Raw genomic sequence first — 21,622 nt, forward strand, 5'->3', positions numbered from 1 at the left:
CCCTGTGGCAGATGGCCTTTCCCAGTGTCTGTGTGATGGTCATCTTTGAAAGAGTTCCAATTCGAAGAGGTGTTTAAGATGAATCTTAAAAGATATGCTCGCTGGATACTCCCCCTGATGATCTTTGCGGCGCTTATCGCATGCTCCGGTCAGGACGGCAAGCAGCAGGCTGGGGCAAAGAAGACCACAGGCAAGGTACTTGACGTCGACCAGCAGGTGACGACGGACTCGAACGACCAGGCCCAGCCGAGCGTGGCCTACGATAACGTCAACCATCAGTTCTTCTCGGTCTGGACCGACTCCAGGGTCGCCGGCGCCACCAGCATCTATGGCCGCTTCTCTTTCGGGCAGAGCCTGTACTCCGACGGCAAGCTCCGCTTCGATAACACCACGAGCCACGCGACCAAGACGGGGACCCCGCCGATGACGCTGGGGACTGAGATCAGGATCACCGACTCGAGTTACGTGGCGCCGGCCGCACACCGGGATCAGCGGCAGCCCAAGGTCGCCTTCTACCCCGATCCTGACCCCGCAGGCCCCGACAACAGCAAATTCCTCGTAGTCTGGACCGACTCCCGCAACGGCTACAGCCAGATCTTCGGCCAGTTCATCTCCGCCGCAGGCCAATACCTAAACCAGGCCGGCGCGGTGACTGCCACCCCCTCAAACTTCGCCATCACCGAGCACGTCGGTACCTCCTTCAACGGCACCGTCGGCGTTACCGGTTCCAGCACCTTCCCGGTAAGCAACGGTACCGTCTCCATCGCTGTAGGCTCACCGACAGCAGTCGTCGGCGCAGGGACCACTTTCACCAGCATCACCCCGGGAGACGTGATCGTTATCCAGGGGGTATCGTATTCGGTTGCGGCAGTCGCCGACAATACCCACCTCACCCTGACCACGCCTTACACCTTGTTCCCCGGCGGCATTTCGGTGAGCGGGCTCCATTATTACTCCTTCCACGCTACTACGCCCACCGCCACCGTTACCGGCGCAATGACGCAATTCAATGCCGACCACATAACCCCGGGCGACAAGATTGCGGTGAACAACGTCTGGTACGAGGTTTTGTCGGTTGACCCCGCTGTGGAGCAACTTACCCTTACCACCACTGCCGCCATGAGCTTCACCGGCGCTGGGCAGAGCTACCGGACCACGGCGCACCTGAACCAGGCCGACCCCGACATCATCTACAACACGGTGACCCGCGAATTCGTGGTCAGCTGGATGGACACCAGCAACCGTGATACCAACAACACCATGGAGATCACAGGGTCCGTCTGCAGCAACAGCACCCTGGTCAACTACCTCCCGTACCCCTTAGTCGACGACAACGTCATCAAGTACGTCACCATCAACCCGGCCACGGGGTCGCTGGGTGCGAAACAGACCGTCTCGTCGCTGGTTAGCCAGGGCGAGTTGCAAGAATCAAGCAGCACCATCACCACCAGTTGGAGCGTGCAGCTTGCCGAGTCCAAGCCCAAGCTCGCTTTCAACCCCAGCTCAGGCGAAAACTACGTTGCCTGGAGCGGCATCAACGGCACCGTGACTATGACGCTCAGGTACGAAGTGAGCTCAACAACTTCGACCTGCATCTACAAGGACGCCATTTTCGTGGCTTCTGACGTCGACGCCACGCCTAAGATAAAGATCCGCCGCAACGCCGGACTGGGGCTGGTCAAGGATTACAGCTTCGGCACCGACGCGACGTCGCCGGCGCTGGCCCTTGACCCCAACACGAAGAGACTGCTGATCGCGTGGGAAGACAACGTCAATGCCGCCAATACAGGGAAGGACATCCTGGGGCAGATCATGGACGTCACCAGCTTCACCCCGTACCGGTCACCGGTCAACATCTCCAACGCGACTGGCGACCAGAGCTCTCCTACCGCCTCCTTCGACCCCGTCAACTCGAGGTTCTTCGTGGCGTGGGAGGACGCGCGCAATCAGAGCGCCAACATCTCCAACATCGATGTCTACGGCCAGTTCATCGACCCGCAGGGGAACCTGTCCGGCGGCAACACCATCATCACTGTGGCCCCCAGCAACCAGTTGGCTCCGGCCGTTGCTTTCGGAGATGTCTACTTCCGCAAGTTCATGGTGGTCTGGACCGACGGCAGGCTTAACAACAACTCCGACATCAGCACACAGCTTCTCGAGTATTCCACCCTGCCGCAACTCGTAGTAACCGACGCGCAGGGAATTCCCATTTACAGCGGCTCAATCGATTTCGGCAACGTGGACATCTCGACTGCGACCCCCTACAAAGACATCTCGTTTAAGATTAGAAACGAAGGCAACTCACAGCTCACCATCAGCTTGATCTCGGACCCGGCGGCACCATTTTCCTTCATTACGCCGAAGCCGGCCACTGTCAGCCCCGGCACCAGCGCCGACATGACCATCCGCTTCCAACCCACTGGGGCTGGATCCTACGCAGGGAACAGCACCAACGGCTACAAGATGGCCTTCAACTCCGACGGCGGCGAGGCCGTGATCTACCTCTCCGGCGCCGGGGTCGGAACCCAGCCTCTCTCCATCGCGAGCACTGTCCTTCCCGATGGCACCGCCGGGGTCGCCTATCCGGCCACCACCCTCGGTGCCAACGGCGGCGTGATCCCCTATGGCAACTGGACCGTAACCTCCGGCACGCTCCCCCCGGGGCTTTCGCTTAACAACAGTACCGGCGTGCTCAGCGGCACGATCAGCCCTACCGCTCTTCCGACCTACAGCTTCACCGTGTCGGTCACCGACCACGCCGCGGCGACCAGTACGAAGACGTTCACCATGAACGTGACCGCGATGTCCATCAGCAACACCTCGCTCCGCTCCTGGACCCAGCTAAACCCCGGCTACACCGACCAACTCACCGCTTCCATCGGCGGGGTGGCTATTGCCCCCACAAAGGTAACCTGGGCCGCAGTTGGGCCGGTGCCTCAAGGACTCGTGGTCAACAGTGACGGCACTGTGACTTCCACCGCAACCGGTCCTCTCATCGCTGGTGCCAATACCCTTACAGTTTCCGCCACCTATATCGATACTGGCGTGACGCCGAACGCAACCTATACCGCCACAAAGACGCTGAACCTGACCATAAACCCGGCTCTCTCCGTCACGACCACTAGCCTTCCAGCCGTAGTTGTCGGGGCTAACTACTCGCAACCGCTCGTCAAGCTCGGCGGCACACCCTCATACACCTGGAGCCTAGCCAGCGGTTCTCTTCCTCCGGGTCTCCAGATGGACCTGAGCACCGGGGCAATCACCGGCGTTCCTACCGGTACCGGCACTTTCCAGTTCTCGGTACTGCTGTCCGACGCCACCGGTGCGACCACACAGCGAGCGCTTAGCATCCAGGTAAACCCCACCCTGTCTCTGTCGACCACCGCTCTCGATCCGGTGATGTCAGGGGCGGCCTATCTGCAGAAGCTGACCGCCGTAGGCGGTACTAAGCCTTACCGTTGGACCAGTTCGGGCAACCTGCCCCCCGGCGTCGCGCTTGATGCTGCTACCGGCATTATCAGCGGTACGGTCACCGCGGGCGGCGAATACTACTTCTACGTCCGGGTCACCGACTATGACGGCGCCACCGTAGAAAAGCTCTACACCGTGGTCGTCAACACCCCGGGTCTTCCCTCCAGCACCATCGTCTATGTAGACGGCACTGGCAGCACGGTCAACGCCTACAGCTTCGGCAGCGTCATGACCGGGAGCCGCAAACCCAGCGCAAGCCTGAAGCTGAAAAACACTGGATCCGTGCCTGTCATGCTGTCGTCCATCAGTGCCGATACTTCCGAAATCGTTCCCTACGTTCCAACCGGATACCAACTCGACCCTGGCATGTCGGTGCCTGTCGAGATCGGTTTCACCCCGACTGCAGTCAAACCCTACAGCGGCAAGGTGACCATCACCGACTCCTTTGGAACCACCTACCCGCTGACCGTGACCGGCAACGGCGTGACGTCCACTGCCGCCATCGCCAGCGGCAGCGGCGGGATCACCGGCTCAACCGCCCTTGCCTATTTCACACCCCCTGCAAGCTTTGTCTCAGCGAATAAGCCCAGCGACTTCACCATCAGCACGGTCATCGGGGTACGTCTCGACAACGTGGTGCCGAACGGCACTGTCAATGTCGACGTCACCTTCGGATCGCTCCCGGCAAATCCGGTCTTCTACAAAGTGACCAACGGCGTCTGGACCCCGGTGCCGAACCCTGTGGCGCGCAGCGGAAACGTCGTCACTTTCGCAGTTCAGGATAACAACCCGCTCCACGATTCCGACAACGCCCCCGGCTTCATCCAGGACCCCATCGTCGTCGGCAGCATCGGCGCCGCAACCGACCCCACCTCCGGCACCGGCAACAACATCGCCCCTCCGAGCAGCGGCGGCAGCAGCGGCGGTGGTTGCTTCATCGCGACGGCGGCCTTCGGCAGCTACCTCGACCCGCAGGTCGTGGTGCTCCGGCACTTCCGCGACAACGTGCTCATGAAGAGCGCGCCGGGCAGGGCGTTCGTGAAGTTCTACTACACCTACAGCCCGCCGGTCGCCGACTTCATCTACGAGCACGACCTCTTGAGGCTTTTGACCCGCTGGGCGCTCACCCCGCTGATCTTTGCCGTCAAGTACCCGCTGGCACTTCTGGCGCTGCCGGTCCTCTTCGCCTGGAGGCGGATGCGCGGCATTCAGGTGCCGGGCCGAGTGGAAGAGAAGGCATAACCTTATCCCCCTCACCCCCGTCCCCTCTCCCAGTGGGAGAGGGGAGCAAGGCTTGAGCTAAGCTTAGATTGAGGAGTGTTTTGATGTTCAAGAATTTTCTGGTGCTTACCCTGATGGTGCTTTCCCTTGCTGCATGCTCGAAACCGCCTGCCAAGGAGCAGGTACAGGCGGCTATCAAGAAGTTCATCCCGGTGAACTTCGAGGTTCTGCAGCTTTCCGAACTCAAAGAGGTCCCGGGCCTGTACGAAGTCGTAGTCAGCGTCAATCAGCAGCCGGTGGTTTTTTATGTGGACAAGAAAGCGAAGCACGTCTTTTCCGGCAGTGTGCTGTCTGTAGATACCAAGGGCAACCTCACAGTGGAGACGCAGAAGAAATTCCAGAAGAAGTAGTCGGACGATATCGTAAGAGGTACAGCGAAAGCCAGGGAAATAGCCTGGCTTTCGTTTGTCCGGTGATATTGTTTTGCCTGTGGCTGTATTTGTTGATATTATCCGCGAAAATCGCCGAGAAAATTGCTTTGCCGCTTGAATCGGCATTTGAAAATCGATGTTAGGAGTATGCATGTTCAGATATCTCACCGCGGGGGAATCGCACGGCCCGCAGTTGACCGCCATCGTGGAAGGGGTCCCTTCCGGCCTCAAGATCAGCGAAGCCGACATCAATGTCGATCTCGCGCGCAGGCAGGGAGGGTACGGCCGGGGCGGCCGCATGAAGATCGAGACGGACAAGGTGCAAATCCTATCCGGCGTGCGCTGGGGGGAGACCATGGGTTCTCCTATCACCCTGGTGGTGGAAAACTCCGACTGGGTTAACTGGGAAGAGCGCATGTCTCCCTACGCCGAACACCGTGACGACAGCATCAGGGTTACTCGCGCAAGACCCGGCCACGCCGACTTGCCGGGCGCCATGAAATACTGCCAAAGCGACGTGCGCAACATCCTGGAGCGCTCCAGCGCCCGCGAGACCGCCGTCCGCGTGGCGGTAGGCGCCGTGGCCAAGGCGTATCTCGCCCGTTTCGGCATCGCCGTGACCGGCTGCGTTCTCGAGTTGGGCGGGGTGAAGGCCGAGCGTCCCGACCTAGGCGTTAAAGCGCTGCAGGAGAAGATAGCTGCCTCACCTGTCTACACCTACGACCCCAAGGCGGAACTGGAGATGATCGCCGCCATCGACCGCGCCAAGGACGCCGGTGACACTCTGGGTGGTGTTGTTGAGGTGAGGGTGACCGGCCTGCCGGTTGGGCTTGGGAGCCATGTGCAGTGGGACCGCAGACTGGACGCCCGGCTCGCCGCGGCGGTGATGAGCATCCAGGCATTCAAAGGGGTCGAGGTTGGGGCCGGTTTCGAAACGGCGCGCCTTCCCGGCTCGCAGGTACATGACGAAATCTTCTTCGACCAGCAGCGGGTGGCGCGCGGGGAGAAGACCGGATTCTACCGCAACACCAACCGCGCCGGCGGGCTGGAAGGGGGGATCACCAACGGCGAGGAGATCGTGATCTGCGGCGCCATGAAGCCGATCCCGACCCTGTACCAGCCTCTGCAGTCCGTGGACATCCTGACCAAGGAGCCATTCGAGGCGACGGTGGAGCGCTCGGACTGCTGTGCCGTCCCGGCGGCGTCGGTCGTCGCCGAGGCGGTGGTCGCCATCGAGATAGCCTCGGCCTTCATGGACAAGTTCGGCGGCGACTCCGTTGCCGAGACGGCCAGGAACTACTCCTCGTACATCGAGTACCTTCGGGAATTCTAGGCTTAAGGCTCTCACCACTGAGGACACAGAGGTTCACAGAGGAACATCTGAGGAAACACAGATGAAAGGCCTGTAGATGTAACCTTTAACCAGTTTTTCCTTTGTGACCTCCGTGGACCTCAGTGACCTCTGTGTTCCGATTATGGATTTTTTGGGGTTTCTTTGAAGAACAACATCTTTATCACCGGTTTCATGGGGTGCGGCAAGACCAGCGTCGGCCGCGTCCTCTCCCAAAGACTCGGCTGGACCTTCGTCGATCTGGATCAGGTGATCGTGGACCGGGCGGGTACCAGTATCAAGGAAATCTTCGCTTCAAAGGGAGAGCCGGCTTTCAGGGCAGTTGAGACCGCCGCACTGGCGGAAGTTGCTTCCCGCCAGTCACAGGTTGTTTCCACCGGCGGCGGGGCGGTGATCGCGCCACAGAACCGGGAGGCCATGCGAGGCTCGGGCCGCATCGTCAACCTCACCGCGAGCGTCGAGACCATCGCCGCGCGCGTAACCGGCGACAGCGAACGCCCTCTTCTCGCCGCTGACGCATCGGTGGAACGGATCAGTTCCATGCTGCAAGGGCGCGAAGAGTATTATGCCGACGCCGACCTGCGCATCGACACCACGGGCAAGACCATAGAGGCGGTGGCCTCGGAAGTAATCGACTCTTTGAAGGGGTTTTTGTGATAGCTGAAAAGATCAGGGTCGCGCTTGACGAACGGAGTTACGACATCGAAATGGGCGCCGGCAATCTCGACAGAATCGGTTCCCTTTGCCGCGAAGTCGGCCTGTCCGGAACGGCGGCGGTGGTCAGCAACACCACCGTGGCCCCGCTCTATTACGAAACTGTCAGGCTCTCCATGGAGCGCGCAGGGTACCGGGTGGTGCCGGTAACTCTCCCGGACGGTGAGGGGTACAAGAACAGCGCTACGTTGAACCTGATCTACGACGGCCTGGTAGACGCCTCGCTCGACCGCGGCTCCTTCATCCTGGCCTTAGGCGGCGGGGTCATCGGCGACATGGCCGGGTTCGCCGCCGCAAGTTACCTGCGCGGCATCCCCTTCGTCCAAATTCCCACCACGCTTCTCTCCCAGGTCGACTCCAGTGTCGGCGGCAAGACCGGCATCAACCATCCCCGCGGCAAGAACCTGATCGGCGCCTTCTACCAGCCCAAAGCGGTCCTCATCGACGTCGCCACCCTCGATACCCTCCCGAAAAGGGAGTTCCTGAGCGGTCTGGGAGAGATCGTCAAGTACGGTGCGGTGCTGGACGGCGGCTTTTTCGATTTCCTGGAAAAAAACGCGAAACTGCTATTGGCCCGCGACAAGGAGGCCCTGATCCAGGCGGTCAGCCGCAGCTGCGCCATCAAGGCGAAGGTCGTGGCGGAGGACGAACGGGAAGGTGGGGTGCGCGCCGTGCTGAACTACGGGCACACCCTGGGGCACGCCGTGGAGACCCTCACCGGTTACACCCGCTACCTGCACGGGGAGGCGGTCGCTATCGGCATGGTACAGGCTGCGCGGCTCTCCCAGCACTACGGCTTCTGCTCCCAGGCGGATCGGGAGCGCATCGAGGCCCTGGTCGTGGCGCTGGGGCTGCCGACAGAACTTCCTTCCTTCCCGCCTCAGCAGTACAGGGAGGCGCTCTCGCACGACAAGAAGGTACGCGACAAGGGACTCTTGTTCATCTGCAACCAGGGGATTGGTGCCTACCGCATGGAAAGGCTCACCGACCTGGGGGCGCTTCTGGAGATCTGTGGCATAGGAGAATGACATGGTAGAGGACGCTTTATCCTTCTGGACGGAGATACAGCGCTACGAGGACATGCTGGCAACCGATGCCAAGAACTTGTGCTTCGCGCCCCTCTCGGAGCTGTACCGAAAGCTTGGCCTTCTGGACGATGCCATCATGGTGGCTGAGAAAGGGTGCGCCGCACATCCCGACCTCCCTGCCGGTTTCCTGGCCCTTGGCACTGCCTGTTACGCGAAGGGGCTTACCGGCCAGGCGCGCAACGCCTTGGAGCGGGCGGTGGCGCTCGAGCCGAATCATCTTGAGGCCCTGAAACTACTGGGTCAGCTCTACGTGGAACAAAATGAGGTGGTCCTGGCGCGCAAGGTGCTGGAGCAGGTGCTGCAACAGGACCCGGACGACCTGGAGAGTTCGCTTTTGTTGAACTCGGTCGCCGTCACTCCCTCCCAGGAGGAACCCGAAGAAGTGCTGGAGAACATCGAGATCATAGAGGAACTGGAGGAGGTGGTGGAAGAGGATTTTGCCGCTCCCCTCCGTCCCGCGGTGGAACCGGCCCGCCCCCAGGCGCCGGCTGCCGCGGCACCCCTGGAAGACGACGACATCTGGGCCATCGAGGACCTGGAAGAGGTCGAGGTCGAGCCTCTCCCCCCGCAACGGAGCGACGCTGCCACCCCCGATCCGCTTACGACTGCGACCCTGGCGGAACTCTACGTCTCCCAGGGGTTCGTCGAGAAGGCGCTGGGGATCTACCGGGAGCTCATCACAGCGCACCCGTCCAACTCGCAGTACCGGCTGCGCTGCGCGGAACTTCAGGAAATGCTGGAATTGCAGCAGATGCCGGTCGAATCCGCAGGAGCGGCAAAGGGACCGGCTGCCGCGACGGCGCCCGCCGCGGAACTGCTGGAGGACACTGACGATTTTGAAGCCGGCTGGGATGTCCCGGTCGAGCCGGAAGGCATGGCTGAAGCAGAGCGGAACTCCGAACTGGTGATACCTGCCGCCTTGGAGACGCCGGCTAAGCTGGAATTTCCTGCAACCGCCGAGGCGGCGTTTGCCATCGAATCCCCGGCCGTAATGGAAGAGCCTGCCCTGGAGGTATTGGAGACGCGGAGCGCGCCGACCGGTGGCGCAGGCGAAGCCGAGGTCGAGCTGCAACGCTGGCTGGAAAACATAAGGAGAAGAAAAGATGGGGTTTAAGGCGATACTCAAGTCGATCGTTGAGGAAAGCGGCGGCGGCCTTGGCGGCGTCATCATGGGATACGACGGCATCTCCATCGATGAATATGTGAAGCAATCGGCAGGGGTCGACGTGCAGACGATGACCGTCGAATACGCTTCGGTGCTCAAAGAAATCAAGAGGACGGTTGGGGTGTTGAAGACCGGCGAGCTGGAAGAGGTTTCCATCATCACCGGAGGATGCAGCATCGTCGTGCGCGGGATCAGCGACGACTTCTTCGTGGCGCTCATCATGACCGCCGACGGCAACTTCGGCAAGGGGCGCTACCTCTTGAAACGCGCCGCCCCCGGTTTTGCGGAGGCGCTGCAATGACAAAACCAGACGTGAGGATATTGGTCCTTCACGGACCGAACCTGAACCTGCTCGGCACCCGCGAGCCGGGGGTCTACGGCACCACAACGCTAAAGGGGATCAACCAGTCGCTCATGGCGCTTGCCTCTGAGTTCTCGCTGGAGCTGCGCATCCTGCAGACCAATTCGGAAGGGGCCATGGTCGACGCCATCCAGGGAGCCATGGCGGATTGCCAGGGAATCCTCATCAACCCTGCTGCCTACACCCATACCAGCGTCGCCATCCGCGACGCCATCGCCGCAGTGGCGCTCCCCGCTGTGGAAGTGCATCTCTCCAACGTCCACGCCAGGGAGCCCTTCAGAAGCCACAGTTACATAGCTCCGGTTGCAGTGGGTCAGATCTGCGGATTCGGCGCCATCAGCTACCTTTTAGGACTGCGTGCACTCGCGGAGCGGCTGGGAAAATAAGAATTGTCATACGGGCGGGTTTATGGTAATAGACAGAATCTCTGCGGCCAGGGGGTGCCTCGAGCGGGTCGGAGGCGACCTGCTGCTGGTCACAAACCTCAGTAATATCAGATACCTTACCGGGTTCACCGGCAGCGAGGCGCTGCTGGTTCTCTCGCCAGACGACGGATGGTTTCTGACCGATTCCCGTTACACCTCCCAGGCCGGCGCCGAAGTCACAGGCGCAAGAGTTGCCGAGTTCTCCAACAAGATGGAATCGCTGGTCGAGTTGCTGCAAAAGCTGCAGCCGTCCAAGGTAGCCTTCGAGGCGGCCCACACCATGGTTGCCGTCTACCTGGAGCTCTGCAGCAAAACGCCGCAGATCGAATACCTTCCGGCGGACGCCGAGATGACGGCGCTGCGCAGCGTCAAGGACGCCGGCGAGCTGGAGATCCTGGAAAGGGTGGCCGCGATCGCGTCGGAGTCGCTTTTGGAGACGCTGGCGCGGGTGACCCCCGGCATGACCGAGGGCGAGGCCGCCTGGATGCTGGAGGTTGCCATGAGGGAGAGGGGGGCGGAGAACAAGTCCTTCGACTTCATCGTCGCCTCCGGCGAGCGGGGCGCGCTTCCCCACGGCAAGGCGTCCGGGAAGCGGCTCGCAAAAGGGGAACTGATCACCTTCGACTACGGCGCCATCTACGGCGGTTACTGCTCCGATGAGACGGTGACCGTTTCATTGGGCGAGCCGGACAGCCGGCAGCGCGAGGTCTACGAGACCGTGCTGGGCGCCCAACGCGCCGCCATGAACGCCGTTCACCCGGGGCTGAGCTTCAGGGACCTTGACGCTGTGGCAAGGGATTACATCGCCTCGCGCGGCTTTGGCGAGTACTTCGGGCATGGGCTCGGGCACGGCGTGGGCATAGATATTCATGAACACCCGGCGGCATCGCCGCGCAGCAAGAACGTGATCCAGGAGGGTATGGTATTCACCATCGAGCCCGGGATCTACATCTCGGGATGGGGCGGGGTAAGGATCGAGGACACCGTGGTCGCCGAGTCCCATGGTTGCCGCTGCATCACCAAGGTCCCCAAGGACCTGATCGTATTGCCGTGACCGTTTTCAAGCAGACTGCACCCGATGCGCTCCGGGGCAGTCTTTTAATCATGCAGTTAGCGTAAATGCAAAGGAGATAGATGTGGATATAAAAGACCTGAAGATGCTGATAAAGATGGTAACCGAGACCGACATCACCGAGTTCGAGCTGGAAAACGCAGAGGACAAGGTCGTCATCAAGAGGGGCTGCAGCTCCGCCGCTCCCCAGTTCCAGATGCAGGCCCCGGTGTACCAGTACGCTCCTACGGCTCCCGCCGCTCCTGCTGCAGCTGCAGCACCGGCCGCTACGCCGGCTGCCGCCGAAAAAGAGCAGGGTGACGTGATCACTTCCCCCATCGTCGGCACCTTCTACCGCTCACCGGCTCCGGACGCGGCTCCCTACGTGGAGGTCGGCCAGATCGTCGAGAAAGGGCAGGTCCTCTGCATCGTCGAGGCTATGAAGCTCATGAACGAGATCGAGGCCGAGTTCAAGTGCAAGATCGTGAAGATCAGCAAAGAGAACGCTCAACCGGTCGAGTACGGCGACGCGCTTTTCGTCGTGGAAAAGCTGTAACAACAGATTGGGAAAAAGATAAAGATCAGGACTAGATTCAGTTGATGTGGCTTCCTGATTTAGTCTTAGTCTAAAACTTAATCTTAGTCTTAATCTTAATCTGTTCTCTGGAGATATAAATGTTTCATAAAATTCTTATCGCCAACAGGGGTGAGATCGCCCTCAGGATCATCAGAACCTGCAAGGAGATGGGGATCAAGACGGTCGCCGTCTACTCCACGGCCGACAGCGAGTCGCTCCACGTGAAGCTCGCCGACGAGAGCGTCTGCATCGGTCCGCCCCCCAGCCTCTCCAGCTACCTCAACATCAACGCCATCATCTCCGCGGCGGAGCTCACCGACGCGGAAGCGATCCACCCGGGCTACGGGTTCCTCTCCGAAAACCCGATCTTCGCCGAGATCTGCGAGAAGTGCGGCATAACCTTCATCGGACCTACCGCGGAAAGCATGCGCATCATGGGCGACAAGATCTCCGCCCGCCAGGCTGTCATCAAGGTCGGCGTCCCCATCCTGCCCGGTACCAAGGAAGGGGTGCATGACGTCAACGAAGCGATTCGCGTCGCCAAGGAGATCGGCTTCCCGGTCATCATCAAGGCTACGGCGGGGGGCGGCGGACGCGGCATGAAGATCGTCCATTCCCCGGCGGCGCTCCCGAACGCTTTCGCCACCGCTCGTGCCGAGGCGCAGTCCGGTTTCGGCAACCCCGAGGTTTACATCGAGCGCTACTGCGAGAGTCCGCGCCACGTCGAGATCCAGATCCTCGCCGACAAGCACGGTAACGTGGTGCACCTGGGTGAGCGCGACTGCTCGATCCAGCGTCGCCACCAGAAGGTGATCGAGGAAGCTCCCTCCACCGTCACCACTCCGGAACTCAGGAAAGCGATGGGCGAGGCCGCCGTCGCCGCGGCCAAGGCGGTCAACTACTGCAGCGTCGGCACCATGGAATTCCTCGTCGACAAGAACAACAACTTCTTCTTCATGGAGATGAACACCCGCGTGCAGGTGGAGCACCCGGTGACCGAGATGGTGACCGGCGTGGACGTCGTGAAGGAGCAGATCCGCTCCGCATACGGCCTCAAACTGCGCTACACCCAGGACGACATCAAGATCAAGGGTCACTCCATCGAGTGCCGCATCAACGCGGAGGACTCGGTGAAATTCACCCCCTGCCCGGGAAAGATCACTGATCACCACACCCCCGGCGGTCTCGGCGTCAGGGTAGACTCCTTCGTCTACACCAACTACTCGGTCCTGCCGCACTACGACTCCCTGATCGCCAAGCTGATCGTGCATGCCGACACCAGGGAAGAGGCGATCAAGAGGATGGCCCGCGCGCTGGACGAGTACATCGTGGAAGGGATCAAGACCACCATTCCGTTCCACAAGAGGATCATGGCCAACAAAGACTTCATCGAAGGGAACATAGACACCGGCTTCATCGAAAGGCTGGTACTGGAGTAAACTATGGACTTTCCCGAAGAGCTTAAATACAGCAAGGAACACGTGTGGGTGCGCATCGAAGGCGAGCGCGCCGTAATCGGCATTACCGATTATGCCCAGACCGAATTGGGCAACATTACTTCCGTCGAGCTTCCCGAACCTGGCGACGAGTTGGAGCAGGACGATTCCTTCGGGTCCGTCGAGGCGAGGAAGACCGTTGCCGAGCTGTACGCCCCGCTTTCCGGCACCGTGCTGGAGGTAAACTCAGAACTGGGGAACGCGCCGGAGTTCGTCAACGACGATCCCTACGACGCGGGGTGGCTGGTGGTCATCGAGGTGGCGGACTCCGAGGAATCCAATCTCCTCATGTCCGCCGAACACTACGAGGATTACGTCGCCGTAGCGGAAGATTAAGAATCAGATGCACATATACAAGAAAAGGCGAGAGCATCTCTCGCCTTTTCCTTTTGCAGCCCCCGGAGTTCTTCAGTGACTATTGACATCGGACACATCAAGTACGCAAACTGCACCCCTATCTTCACCGCTCTCGCTTCGCACTTCGACTGCAGCGGCTATCGTTTCGTGGACGGAGTGCCGGCCGACTTGAACGCCATGCTCCGCTCGGGAGAGATCGATCTAAGCCCTTCCTCGTCGATCGAGTACGCTACCGCGCACGAGCAGTACTGCCTGCTTCCCAGCCTTTCCATCAGCTCCATCGGTGCGGTCAAGAGCGTTTTCCTCTTCTCCTCCGTCCCGGTTGAGGAGCTCGACGGCTGCCCCATCGGGTTGAGCGCCGAATCCGACACCTCGGTGAATCTGCTCAAGGTGCTGCTGGCACGGAAGTACGGTTTCAGCAACAGCTTCGAGAGGACCCGCGAGCCTCTTGCCGAGGCGCTCAAGCGCTTCCCGGGCCTGCTCCTCATAGGGGACGCAGCCCTCAAGGGTGCCGCCTCGGGAGTCGCCGCTTACTGTTACGACTTGGGGCAACTCTGGTACGACTTCACCGGGCTCCCCTTTGTCTTTGCCTTGTGGATCGTGAGGCGCGATGCTGCCACCGCGAAGCATGCCGGGATGACCATGCTGGCACGAGACCTGGTCGCGGCCAAGGAACTCGCCTATCGCAGCTACCCCGAGATCGCCGCATCCTGTCAGGAGCGGGAATGGATCGGGGAAAGCGACCTGGTGGATTACTGGAACACCATCAACTACGAGCTGACCGAGGCGCACATAGAGGGGGCACGCCTGTTCTTCCGTCATGCCTTCGAACTGGGGCTCATCCCGACTTTGCCTCAGATACGGTTCTTCGAATGAGGGGAGAGGCGCGTGAACCAATTGACAATTGACAATTGATAATTGACAACGAAAGGCAATCGTAAGTGGTACGCATGAAGCTGCGGCTGCATGTGAACGGACAATGGGGGAGGGGCGAGTGATCATCCCGCCCCTTTTTTTTAGCTCTCGCTGAAGCGGTGCTAGATGGTTCCCGCTTCTTTTCTTTGGCGGTAGTCGGAGAGGATCTTGCCGTGGTCGAAGCAAAGGGGCTGCGGCAGCTTGTCGATGGGAAACACCGCCAGGTTGGCGGCGTCGTCTCCTGCCTTCGGGGTGCCTGCGGCCGTGGCGACATACACTGTGGAGATATTATGACTGCGGGTGTCCCGCGAAGGATCGGAATAGCATCCCAAGAGCCTCAGGCCGGTAACCTCGAGCGAGGTCTCTTCCAGCATCTCCCGGGCCGCGGCGGCCTCAAGAGATTCGCCGTAATCGACGAAGCCGCCGGGTATCGCCCACCCAAAAGGTTCGTTGCGCCGCTCGATCAAAACGATCCCCTCCGGCAGCTCGATGATGACGTCTACCGTCGGGAGAGGGTTCTTGTACTGCTTGACCTTGGTGCCGCAGGCGGGGCAGGCCAGATAGTCAAAGGGCATGGGTCACCTCCACGAGGGATTTCGAGCAAAAAAAGGGGAGGACATCGGTATCGGTCCTCCCCTTAAGGTACAGCGTGTTTCGGTGTGTGCTACTTCTTCTTCTTGGCGCCTGCTGCTTTCTTGGATGCTTTCAGCGGGTTGACTTTGGCGTCGTCGGTCTTGAGCTCAACCTTCACGTGGGTAGCGAAGTTGCAGATGCCTGCGGACCATTTCTTCTCGGGGGCGGGGTATGCGCTGCAAACCTTCCCGATGGTGCCGTCGACGACCCTGTCACAACCCTCGCAATTTTCCACTACCGGCTGGCAAGCGCCTTCAGTGAATACACAACCTTGTTTGCCCATGAAAGTGCACTCGGCACCAGGAAGTACGGTTTGACATTGCATGTTTTAAGCCTCCTGAATTCCTTCGTAATCGTTGATAAAAGCTACCATACCAATTTCGAAAGAAAAATGTCAACCCACTTTTTTCCGTAAAAAGTTGACTCTCCAAAAGCGATGCATTAATCTCTAGTAATTATTTTTCAGGTCGCTTGGTGCTGTGATTTCGCCCCCTTCCATCGGGGCGAGCGGGTGTTCGCCTCACCATCTGGTGCCTATTCAATTCTTTAGGAGGGATTTATGCAGCGTATCACTTTCGGCACCTCTGGCTGGCGCGGCATCATGTGTGAAGATTTCATCTTTGAGAATGTGAAGGTAGTCACTCAGGCCATTGCGGACAACGTCAAGGCCTCCGGCGAGGCGCGCAAGGGAATCATCGTAGGGTACGACTCCCGTTTCATGGGCGAATCCTTCGCCCGTGAGGCCGCCCGCGTGCTGACTGGAGCCGGCATCACCACCTATCTTTGCATCCGCGACACCCCCACCCCTGTAATCGCTTTCGAGATCCTCAGGCGCGGCACGGCAGGCGCCATCAACTTCACCGCCAGCCACAATCCCCCCGAATATAACGGCATCAAGTTTTCCCCCTCCTGGGGGGGACCTGCCCTGCCGCAGACCACCACCGACATCGAAAACCGCGCCAACGAGATGGCGGGAGAGATCTGCTACACGGAGTGCTCCATCGACGAGGCGATGCAGAAGGGGCTCCTGGTGGAGATCGACCCGATGCAGGCTTACCTGGAGGATCTGGCAACCAAGGTCGATTTCGCCGCCATCGCCAAGTTGGGGACCATCGCCGTAAATCCTCTCTACGGCACCGCCCGCGGCTACCTCGCCGAACCGCTCAAGGCCCACGGCGTCAAAGTGGTGCAGATGAACGCCAATCGAGACCCCTACTTCGGCGGATTCCCCCCCGAACCGTCCGAGAAATACATCCAGGACTTCATCCGGCTGGTGCAGCAGGACCCTTCCATCAGCCTGGGGATCGCCACCGACGGCGACGCGGACCGCTTCGGCATCGTGGATAGCGACGGCAGCTTCATTGAGCCCAACTACATCATCGCGCTGCTCCTCGATTACCTGGTCCGGGTGAAGGGGATGACCGGCGGGGTAGGGCGCTCCGTCGCCACCTCGCATCTGGTGGACGCGGTGGCCAAGCTGCACGGGATCGAGGTCTTCGAGACGCCCGTAGGCTTCAAGTTCATCGGCGAGCTGATCAGCCAGGACAAGATCATCATCGGCGGCGAAGAGAGCGCCGGGCTCACCATCAAGGGGCACGTCCCCGAAAAGGACGGCATCCTGGCCTGCCTGCTGGTGGCCGAGATGGTCGCGCGCGAAGGCAAGCCGGTGAGGGCTCTGCTGGAGCAGCTCTACGAGAAGGTGGGGCGCTATCTCACCAAGCGCGTCAACATCACGCTGTCGCCGGAACTGGAAGAAGTCTTCCCGGAACGCATCGCGGCCACCCCCGCAGGCTTCGCAGGAGTATCGGTAAAGCAGAAGGTGACGGTGGACGGCAACAAGTTCATCCTGGAGGACGGGAGCTGGCTCCTGTTCAGGAAGTCTGGGACCGAACCGGTGGTGCGGCTTTACGCCGAGGCCTCCAACGAGGCGCGCCTGCAGGCGCTTTTGGAAGCCGGCCGCGAATTCATCGTGGGCAAAGCGTAAGCCGGAAGCGTTCCACAATCGACAGCGATGGCGTTTTTTCGCCCCAAGCGAGTCGGGGCGAGTTTAAAAAAAATAAAAATGGGACGCGGATGAATCTGAAACACCATGACAGGAGGGTGATCGGACCTTCTCTCATTGGATTATCGGATTGCAGCTCCGTGCCCCATTTTTTTGGAGCGCTATATCTTCATACTTGCTTATGCTGTTTTCTTACACAGATCGCGGGGGCGCCTTTACTTCATGTACCTCCGCCATACGTTGTGGGAAGAAATTTTTTCAACCAAATTGTCGATAGTTATGTCGGGCGAAGTCTTCGTCATCGGTCAATGGACGGGCGTGCGGAGCGGGAATTGCAGTTCCCCGCAGATGTTTACTCGGGGAGGTATACCTGACTGACGTGCTGTAGTTATAAGCGCGTTTTGGGGTTTTCTTTCTATCAGCTCTGCGCTATGATACCCGGACTAATTAGAAGGGAGGGTCTATGTGGGACTACACAGATAAAGTTAAAGAACATTTCCTCAACCCCCGGAACGTGGGAGAGATTACCGATGCGGATGCGGTTGGCGAGGTGGGCAGCCTGGCCTGCGGCGACGCGCTTAAGCTGTTCATAAAGCTGGACGAGAAAAAAGAACGGATCGTCGATGCCAGGTTCCAGACCTTTGGTTGCGGCAGCGCCATCGCGTCTTCTTCCGCCCTCACCGAGATGGTGAAGGGGAAGACCCTGGACGAGGCGCTGCAGATCAGCAACCAGGAGATCGCCGATTTCCTTGGGGGGCTCCCCGAGGAGAAGATGCACTGCTCGGTCATGGGGCAGGAGGCGCTCGAGGTCGCCATCGCCAAATACCGCGGCGTCGAGGCGCCCAAGCACGGACACGACCACGTCGAGACCGAGGGTGAGATCGTCTGCAAGTGCTTCGGCCTGACAGATATCTTCCTCAAGAAGGTCATCTCCTCCAACAAACTGCACACCGCCGAACAGGTGACCCACTTCACCAAGGCGGGCGGCGCCTGCGGCGGCTGCATCCCGAAGATCAAGGAGCTGATCGCCGAGGTAATGGGCGAGGAGAAGAAGGCCGCGCCGGAGAGGCCGACGAAGCTCACCAACCTGAAGAAGATGCAGTTGATCCAGGAGACCCTGGAGAACGAGATCCGTCCCCAGCTTTGGGCCGACGGCGGCGACCTCGAACTGATCGACATCGACGGTGCCAACGTGCAGGTCGCCTTCCGCAAGGCATGCGCCGGCTGCGCCTCTTCCGGCAACACCGCGAAATTTGTCGAGCAGAAGCTGCGTGAGATGGTTTCTCCTGACATCACCGTGCAGGAGGTTCAGGGATGAAAGAGATCTATCTTGACAACAACGCCACCACCAGGGTGGACGAGCGGGTTTTCGAGGAGATGCGTCCCTATTTCTGCGAGCTGTACGGCAACCCGAGCTCAATGCACTTCTTCGGCGGTCAGGTGCAAAAGAAAGTGGACGAGGCACGCAGCCGCGTCGCCGCGCTTCTGGGTGCGCTCCCCGACGAGATCGTCTTCACCGCCTGCGGGACCGAGAGCGACAACGCCGCCATTCGTTCCGCGCTGGAGGTCTTCCCCGAGAAGCGCCACATCATAACCAGCCGTGTCGAGCACCCCGCGGTGCTCACCCAGTGCCGCAACCTCACCAAGCGCGGTTACCGGGTCACCGAACTGAACGTGGACGGCAACGGGCAACTCGACCTCAAGGAACTCGAGGCGGCGCTGGATGACGATACCGTCATCGTCTCCCTCATGTACGCCAACAACGAGACCGGCGTCATCTTCCCCATCGAGGAAGCCGCCAAGATGGTGAAGGCAAAGGGCGCGCTCTTCCACACCGACGCGGTTCAGGCCGTGGGCAAGATCCCGCTCAACATGGCTGAATCCGCCATCGACCTGCTTTCCCTCTCCGGGCACAAGCTGCACGCCCCCAAAGGGGTAGGCGTTCTTTACGTGCGCCGCGGCACGCCGTTCCGTCCGCTTCTGGTCGGCGGGCACCAGGAGCGCGGACGCAGGGCGGGGACCGAGAACACCGCCTCCATCATCGCCATGGGCAAGGCCTGCGAGCTTGCCCACCTGCACATGCCCGAGGAAGCGGGGCGCGTGCGCGAGATGCGCGACAGGCTGGAGCGCGAACTGACCGCGCTCATCCCCAACACCAGGATCAACGGCGGCGGCACCAACCGCCTCCCCAACACCCTTTCCATCGCCATGGAGTTCGTGGAAGGGGAGGGGATACTGCTGCTCCTCTCCGAGAAGGGAATCTGCGCCTCCTCCGGCAGTGCCTGCACCTCGGGCTCCCTCGAGCCGTCCCACGTGCTGCGCGCTATGGGCGTTCCCTTTACCTGCGCCCACGGCTCCATCCGCTTCTCGCTTTCCAGGTTTACCACCGACGCCGAGATCGATGCCGTGATCAAGGAACTCCCCCCGATCATCAGCCGCCTGCGCCAGATGTCGCCGTTTGGCAGGGAGTTCCTGAACAAGTAGGACCCCGCTGTCAGATTCATAATGACCAAGGGGTGAGCGACTTTCGCTCACCCCTTTATTTATGCTCTATTAGCGAACGGTGTTGGTACCACACTGGCCTTGCTGGAGAGAGAGGGTGCGCGGCAGAAGGGACTGGCTCCGTTAGGTGCCTGTCCCTCTAGTGGAACGCTCCTTTCAGCTCAGCCACCTTCCCCAAAGCTCTAAGGGGACAGGCACCTGGCGGAGCCAGTCCCCTCCTTCGGGAAAGGGCTCTAAGGTGGGAAACACCTACCGACTAAGCATCAAGACGCCGCAAGTGCGGCGAATAAATATCGGATGGAACAGTGAATATCGTTTTGCAGGACGCAGTAGCCAAGATACACAACGGGAAAAACCTGGAAGGGATCACCTTCAACATTGAAGCGGACGAGCAATGGGCCATCATCGGGGCCAACGGTTCGGGGAAATCGGCGCTGGGGAAACTCCTCTGCGGCGAACTGAAGGTCGCTTCCGGCATCTGCCGCATCCCGGCCAAAGCCGGGTACGTCTCCTTCGAGAAGATCGACGAGCTCCTGGAAACGGAACGCTACAACGACGACTCCGACTTTCTCGGTTACGTCACCCAAGGCACACCGGTGGCCAAGTTCATCCTCTCCGGCTCCCAGGCCGACGAGGCGACGCTGCTCGAACTCGCCCAGGAGATGGAGTTCACCGGCATCCTGGAGCGGGGCATCAAGTTCCTCTCCACCGGAGAGATGCGCAAGGTCTTGATCTGCAAATCCCTGTTGCTGGAACCGGAGCTGCTTGTGCTGGACGAGCCGTTCGACGGGTTGGACCAGCATTCCTGCGAAGTGCTGCGCACCCTTATCAGCCGCTGCATCGGGCGCGGCATCCGGGTGATCCTGCTCCTGAACCGCTTCAGCGAGATCGTCCCCGAAATCACGCACGTGGCTTACCTGAAAGAGTGCCGCATCTTCATGAGCGGCACCAAGAACGGGATGCTCGATTCCGAGGCGCTGCGCCGGTTCCACGCCTTTCATTACACCCTTCCCGATCGGTTACCGGAGATAGATTGCGCGCACCGCCCTGAGCCGCTTCCGGCTGGGGTGCCGCTAGTCGAGATGAAGGACGTGAAAGTCTCTTACGGCGGGAAACCGATTCTGTCCGGGCTTTCCTGGACCGTATCGCCCGGGGAGCACTGGAAGATAACGGGGCCGAACGGCTCGGGGAAATCCACTTTGCTGAGCCTCGTCAGCGGGGACAACACCCAGGCCTACGCCAACGACATCGCTCTTTTCGGCAGGAAGCGGGGGACCGGCGAGACGGTCTGGGACATCAAGAAGCGGATCGGTTTGGTTTCCACTACGCTGCAGCAGGATTACCGGGTAGGTGGTTCCGCCAAGATGGTGGTTATCTCCGGATTCTTCGACTCCATCGGCGTCTATTCAGACCCTTCCCCCAGGCAGCTCGAAATCGCCCAGGAATGGCTGGAACTGCTGCACATGAACCACCGCGCCGGCGACACCTTCCGCGAGCTCTCTTACGGCGAGCAGAGGCTGGTACTTTTGGCCCGGGCTATGGTGAAGCAGCCGGACCTGTTGATCCTGGATGAACCGTGCCAGGGACTGGACGACGTGAACCGGGAGATGGTGCTGAAGCTGGTGGATCACCTGGGAAGGACGGGGGACACCCAGATCCTCTACGTGAACCATCACTCCGAGGACCGGATTCCCTGCATCGCCAACCACATGGAACTGGTCCCCGCCGCAGGCGGCGGCTACACCGGCAAGATCGTCCATTGAGATAGACGCGGTTCATTCCGTTTCCAGCTCTCCCCCTCCCTTGACGGGAGGGGGAGACACTTCGTTCGAGCACCGGCCTCAAATGAAGCAACGGGTGAG

At 60.3% G+C, this 21,622-nt stretch carries 19 protein-coding genes; 17 read left to right on the forward strand and 2 right to left on the reverse strand.

The window, feature by feature from the left end:
• Positions 1-78: 78 nt before the first annotated feature.
• The 13 genes from GBEM_RS07800 to GBEM_RS07860 all read left to right on the forward strand — a co-directional run bounded on the left by GBEM_RS07800 (position 79) and on the right by GBEM_RS07860 (position 14,584).
• Positions 79-4,713: a CFI-box-CTERM domain-containing protein gene (locus GBEM_RS07800; protein WP_012529986.1), complete on the forward strand. Its 4,635-nt coding sequence runs from the start codon at positions 79-81 to the stop codon at positions 4,711-4,713.
• A gap of 83 nt (positions 4,714-4,796) precedes the next feature.
• Positions 4,797-5,102: a disulfide isomerase DsbC N-terminal domain-containing protein gene (locus tag GBEM_RS07805; RefSeq protein WP_012529987.1), complete on the forward strand. Its 306-nt coding sequence runs from the start codon at positions 4,797-4,799 to the stop codon at positions 5,100-5,102.
• Between the two features lie 172 nt (positions 5,103-5,274).
• Positions 5,275-6,456, forward strand: a complete 1,182-nt coding sequence (gene aroC, locus GBEM_RS07810; protein ID WP_012529988.1) for a chorismate synthase — start codon at positions 5,275-5,277, stop codon at positions 6,454-6,456.
• A gap of 162 nt (positions 6,457-6,618) precedes the next feature.
• On the forward strand, positions 6,619-7,131 hold the full coding sequence (locus tag GBEM_RS07815; RefSeq protein ID WP_012529989.1) for a shikimate kinase: 513 nt from the start codon (positions 6,619-6,621) through the stop codon (positions 7,129-7,131).
• The gene (gene aroB / locus GBEM_RS07820) at positions 7,128-8,216 is read left to right on the forward strand and encodes a 3-dehydroquinate synthase (RefSeq protein WP_012529990.1); all 1,089 of its coding nucleotides are present in this window, start codon (positions 7,128-7,130) and stop codon (positions 8,214-8,216) included. Before GBEM_RS07815 ends, aroB begins: the two co-directional genes overlap by 4 nt.
• A 1-nt stretch (position 8,217) precedes the next feature.
• A complete protein-coding gene (locus GBEM_RS07825; protein ID WP_012529991.1) occupies positions 8,218-9,390 on the forward strand; it encodes a tetratricopeptide repeat protein in 1,173 nt (390 codons plus the stop codon).
• Positions 9,380-9,742: a roadblock/LC7 domain-containing protein gene (locus tag GBEM_RS07830; protein WP_012529992.1), complete on the forward strand. Its 363-nt coding sequence runs from the start codon at positions 9,380-9,382 to the stop codon at positions 9,740-9,742. Before GBEM_RS07825 ends, GBEM_RS07830 begins: the two co-directional genes overlap by 11 nt.
• 11 nt (positions 9,743-9,753) lie before the next feature.
• A complete protein-coding gene (gene aroQ / locus GBEM_RS07835; RefSeq protein WP_041263105.1) occupies positions 9,754-10,188 on the forward strand; it encodes a type II 3-dehydroquinate dehydratase in 435 nt (144 codons plus the stop codon).
• A gap of 22 nt (positions 10,189-10,210) precedes the next feature.
• Positions 10,211-11,281, forward strand: coding sequence for a M24 family metallopeptidase (locus tag GBEM_RS07840; RefSeq protein WP_012529994.1), 1,071 nt, complete (start codon positions 10,211-10,213; stop codon positions 11,279-11,281).
• Positions 11,282-11,363: 82 nt separating this feature from the next.
• Positions 11,364-11,834: an acetyl-CoA carboxylase biotin carboxyl carrier protein gene (gene accB, locus GBEM_RS07845; RefSeq protein ID WP_012529995.1), complete on the forward strand. Its 471-nt coding sequence runs from the start codon at positions 11,364-11,366 to the stop codon at positions 11,832-11,834.
• 119 nt (positions 11,835-11,953) lie between these two features.
• On the forward strand, positions 11,954-13,294 hold the full coding sequence (accC, locus tag GBEM_RS07850; protein ID WP_012529996.1) for an acetyl-CoA carboxylase biotin carboxylase subunit: 1,341 nt from the start codon (positions 11,954-11,956) through the stop codon (positions 13,292-13,294).
• Positions 13,295-13,297: 3 nt separating this feature from the next.
• Positions 13,298-13,687 carry a glycine cleavage system protein GcvH gene (gene gcvH, locus GBEM_RS07855; RefSeq protein ID WP_012529997.1) on the forward strand — a complete coding sequence of 130 codons (390 nt, stop codon included), beginning with the start codon at positions 13,298-13,300 and terminating at the stop codon, positions 13,685-13,687.
• Positions 13,688-13,762: 75 nt separating this feature from the next.
• Positions 13,763-14,584, forward strand: a complete 822-nt coding sequence (locus GBEM_RS07860; RefSeq protein WP_012529998.1) for a menaquinone biosynthetic enzyme MqnA/MqnD family protein — start codon at positions 13,763-13,765, stop codon at positions 14,582-14,584.
• Between the two features lie 161 nt (positions 14,585-14,745).
• Here the strand turns inward: GBEM_RS07860 and GBEM_RS07865 are convergent, their stop codons facing one another.
• Both GBEM_RS07865 and GBEM_RS07870 read right to left on the reverse strand, forming a co-directional pair.
• Positions 14,746-15,198 (reverse strand): NUDIX domain-containing protein, encoded by a 453-nt coding sequence (locus GBEM_RS07865; protein ID WP_012529999.1) that lies wholly within the window; start codon positions 15,196-15,198, stop codon positions 14,746-14,748.
• A gap of 89 nt (positions 15,199-15,287) precedes the next feature.
• Entirely contained in the window at positions 15,288-15,581 is a 294-nt protein-coding gene (locus GBEM_RS07870; RefSeq protein ID WP_012530000.1) for a PxxKW family cysteine-rich protein, read from the reverse strand.
• Between the two features lie 234 nt (positions 15,582-15,815).
• On the opposite strand from GBEM_RS07870, the gene GBEM_RS07875 reads away from it, so the two are divergent.
• The 4 genes from GBEM_RS07875 (at position 15,816) to modF (ending at position 21,523) form a co-directional block, all read left to right on the forward strand.
• On the forward strand, positions 15,816-17,240 hold the full coding sequence (locus tag GBEM_RS07875; protein ID WP_012530001.1) for a phosphoglucomutase/phosphomannomutase family protein: 1,425 nt from the start codon (positions 15,816-15,818) through the stop codon (positions 17,238-17,240).
• 481 nt (positions 17,241-17,721) lie between these two features.
• A complete protein-coding gene (nifU, locus tag GBEM_RS07880; RefSeq protein ID WP_012530003.1) occupies positions 17,722-18,576 on the forward strand; it encodes a Fe-S cluster assembly protein NifU in 855 nt (284 codons plus the stop codon).
• Positions 18,573-19,742: a cysteine desulfurase NifS gene (gene nifS / locus GBEM_RS07885; RefSeq protein WP_012530004.1), complete on the forward strand. Its 1,170-nt coding sequence runs from the start codon at positions 18,573-18,575 to the stop codon at positions 19,740-19,742. The genes nifU and nifS overlap by 4 nt, the downstream gene beginning before the upstream one ends.
• 323 nt (positions 19,743-20,065) lie before the next feature.
• Positions 20,066-21,523 (forward strand): molybdate ABC transporter ATP-binding protein ModF, encoded by a 1,458-nt coding sequence (gene modF, locus GBEM_RS07890; RefSeq protein WP_012530005.1) that lies wholly within the window; start codon positions 20,066-20,068, stop codon positions 21,521-21,523.
• The last annotated feature ends 99 nt before the right edge of the window (positions 21,524-21,622 follow it).

It is taken from the genome of Citrifermentans bemidjiense Bem, from assembly GCF_000020725.1.
Lineage (GTDB): Bacteria > Desulfobacterota > Desulfuromonadia > Geobacterales > Geobacteraceae > Geomonas > Geomonas bemidjiensis.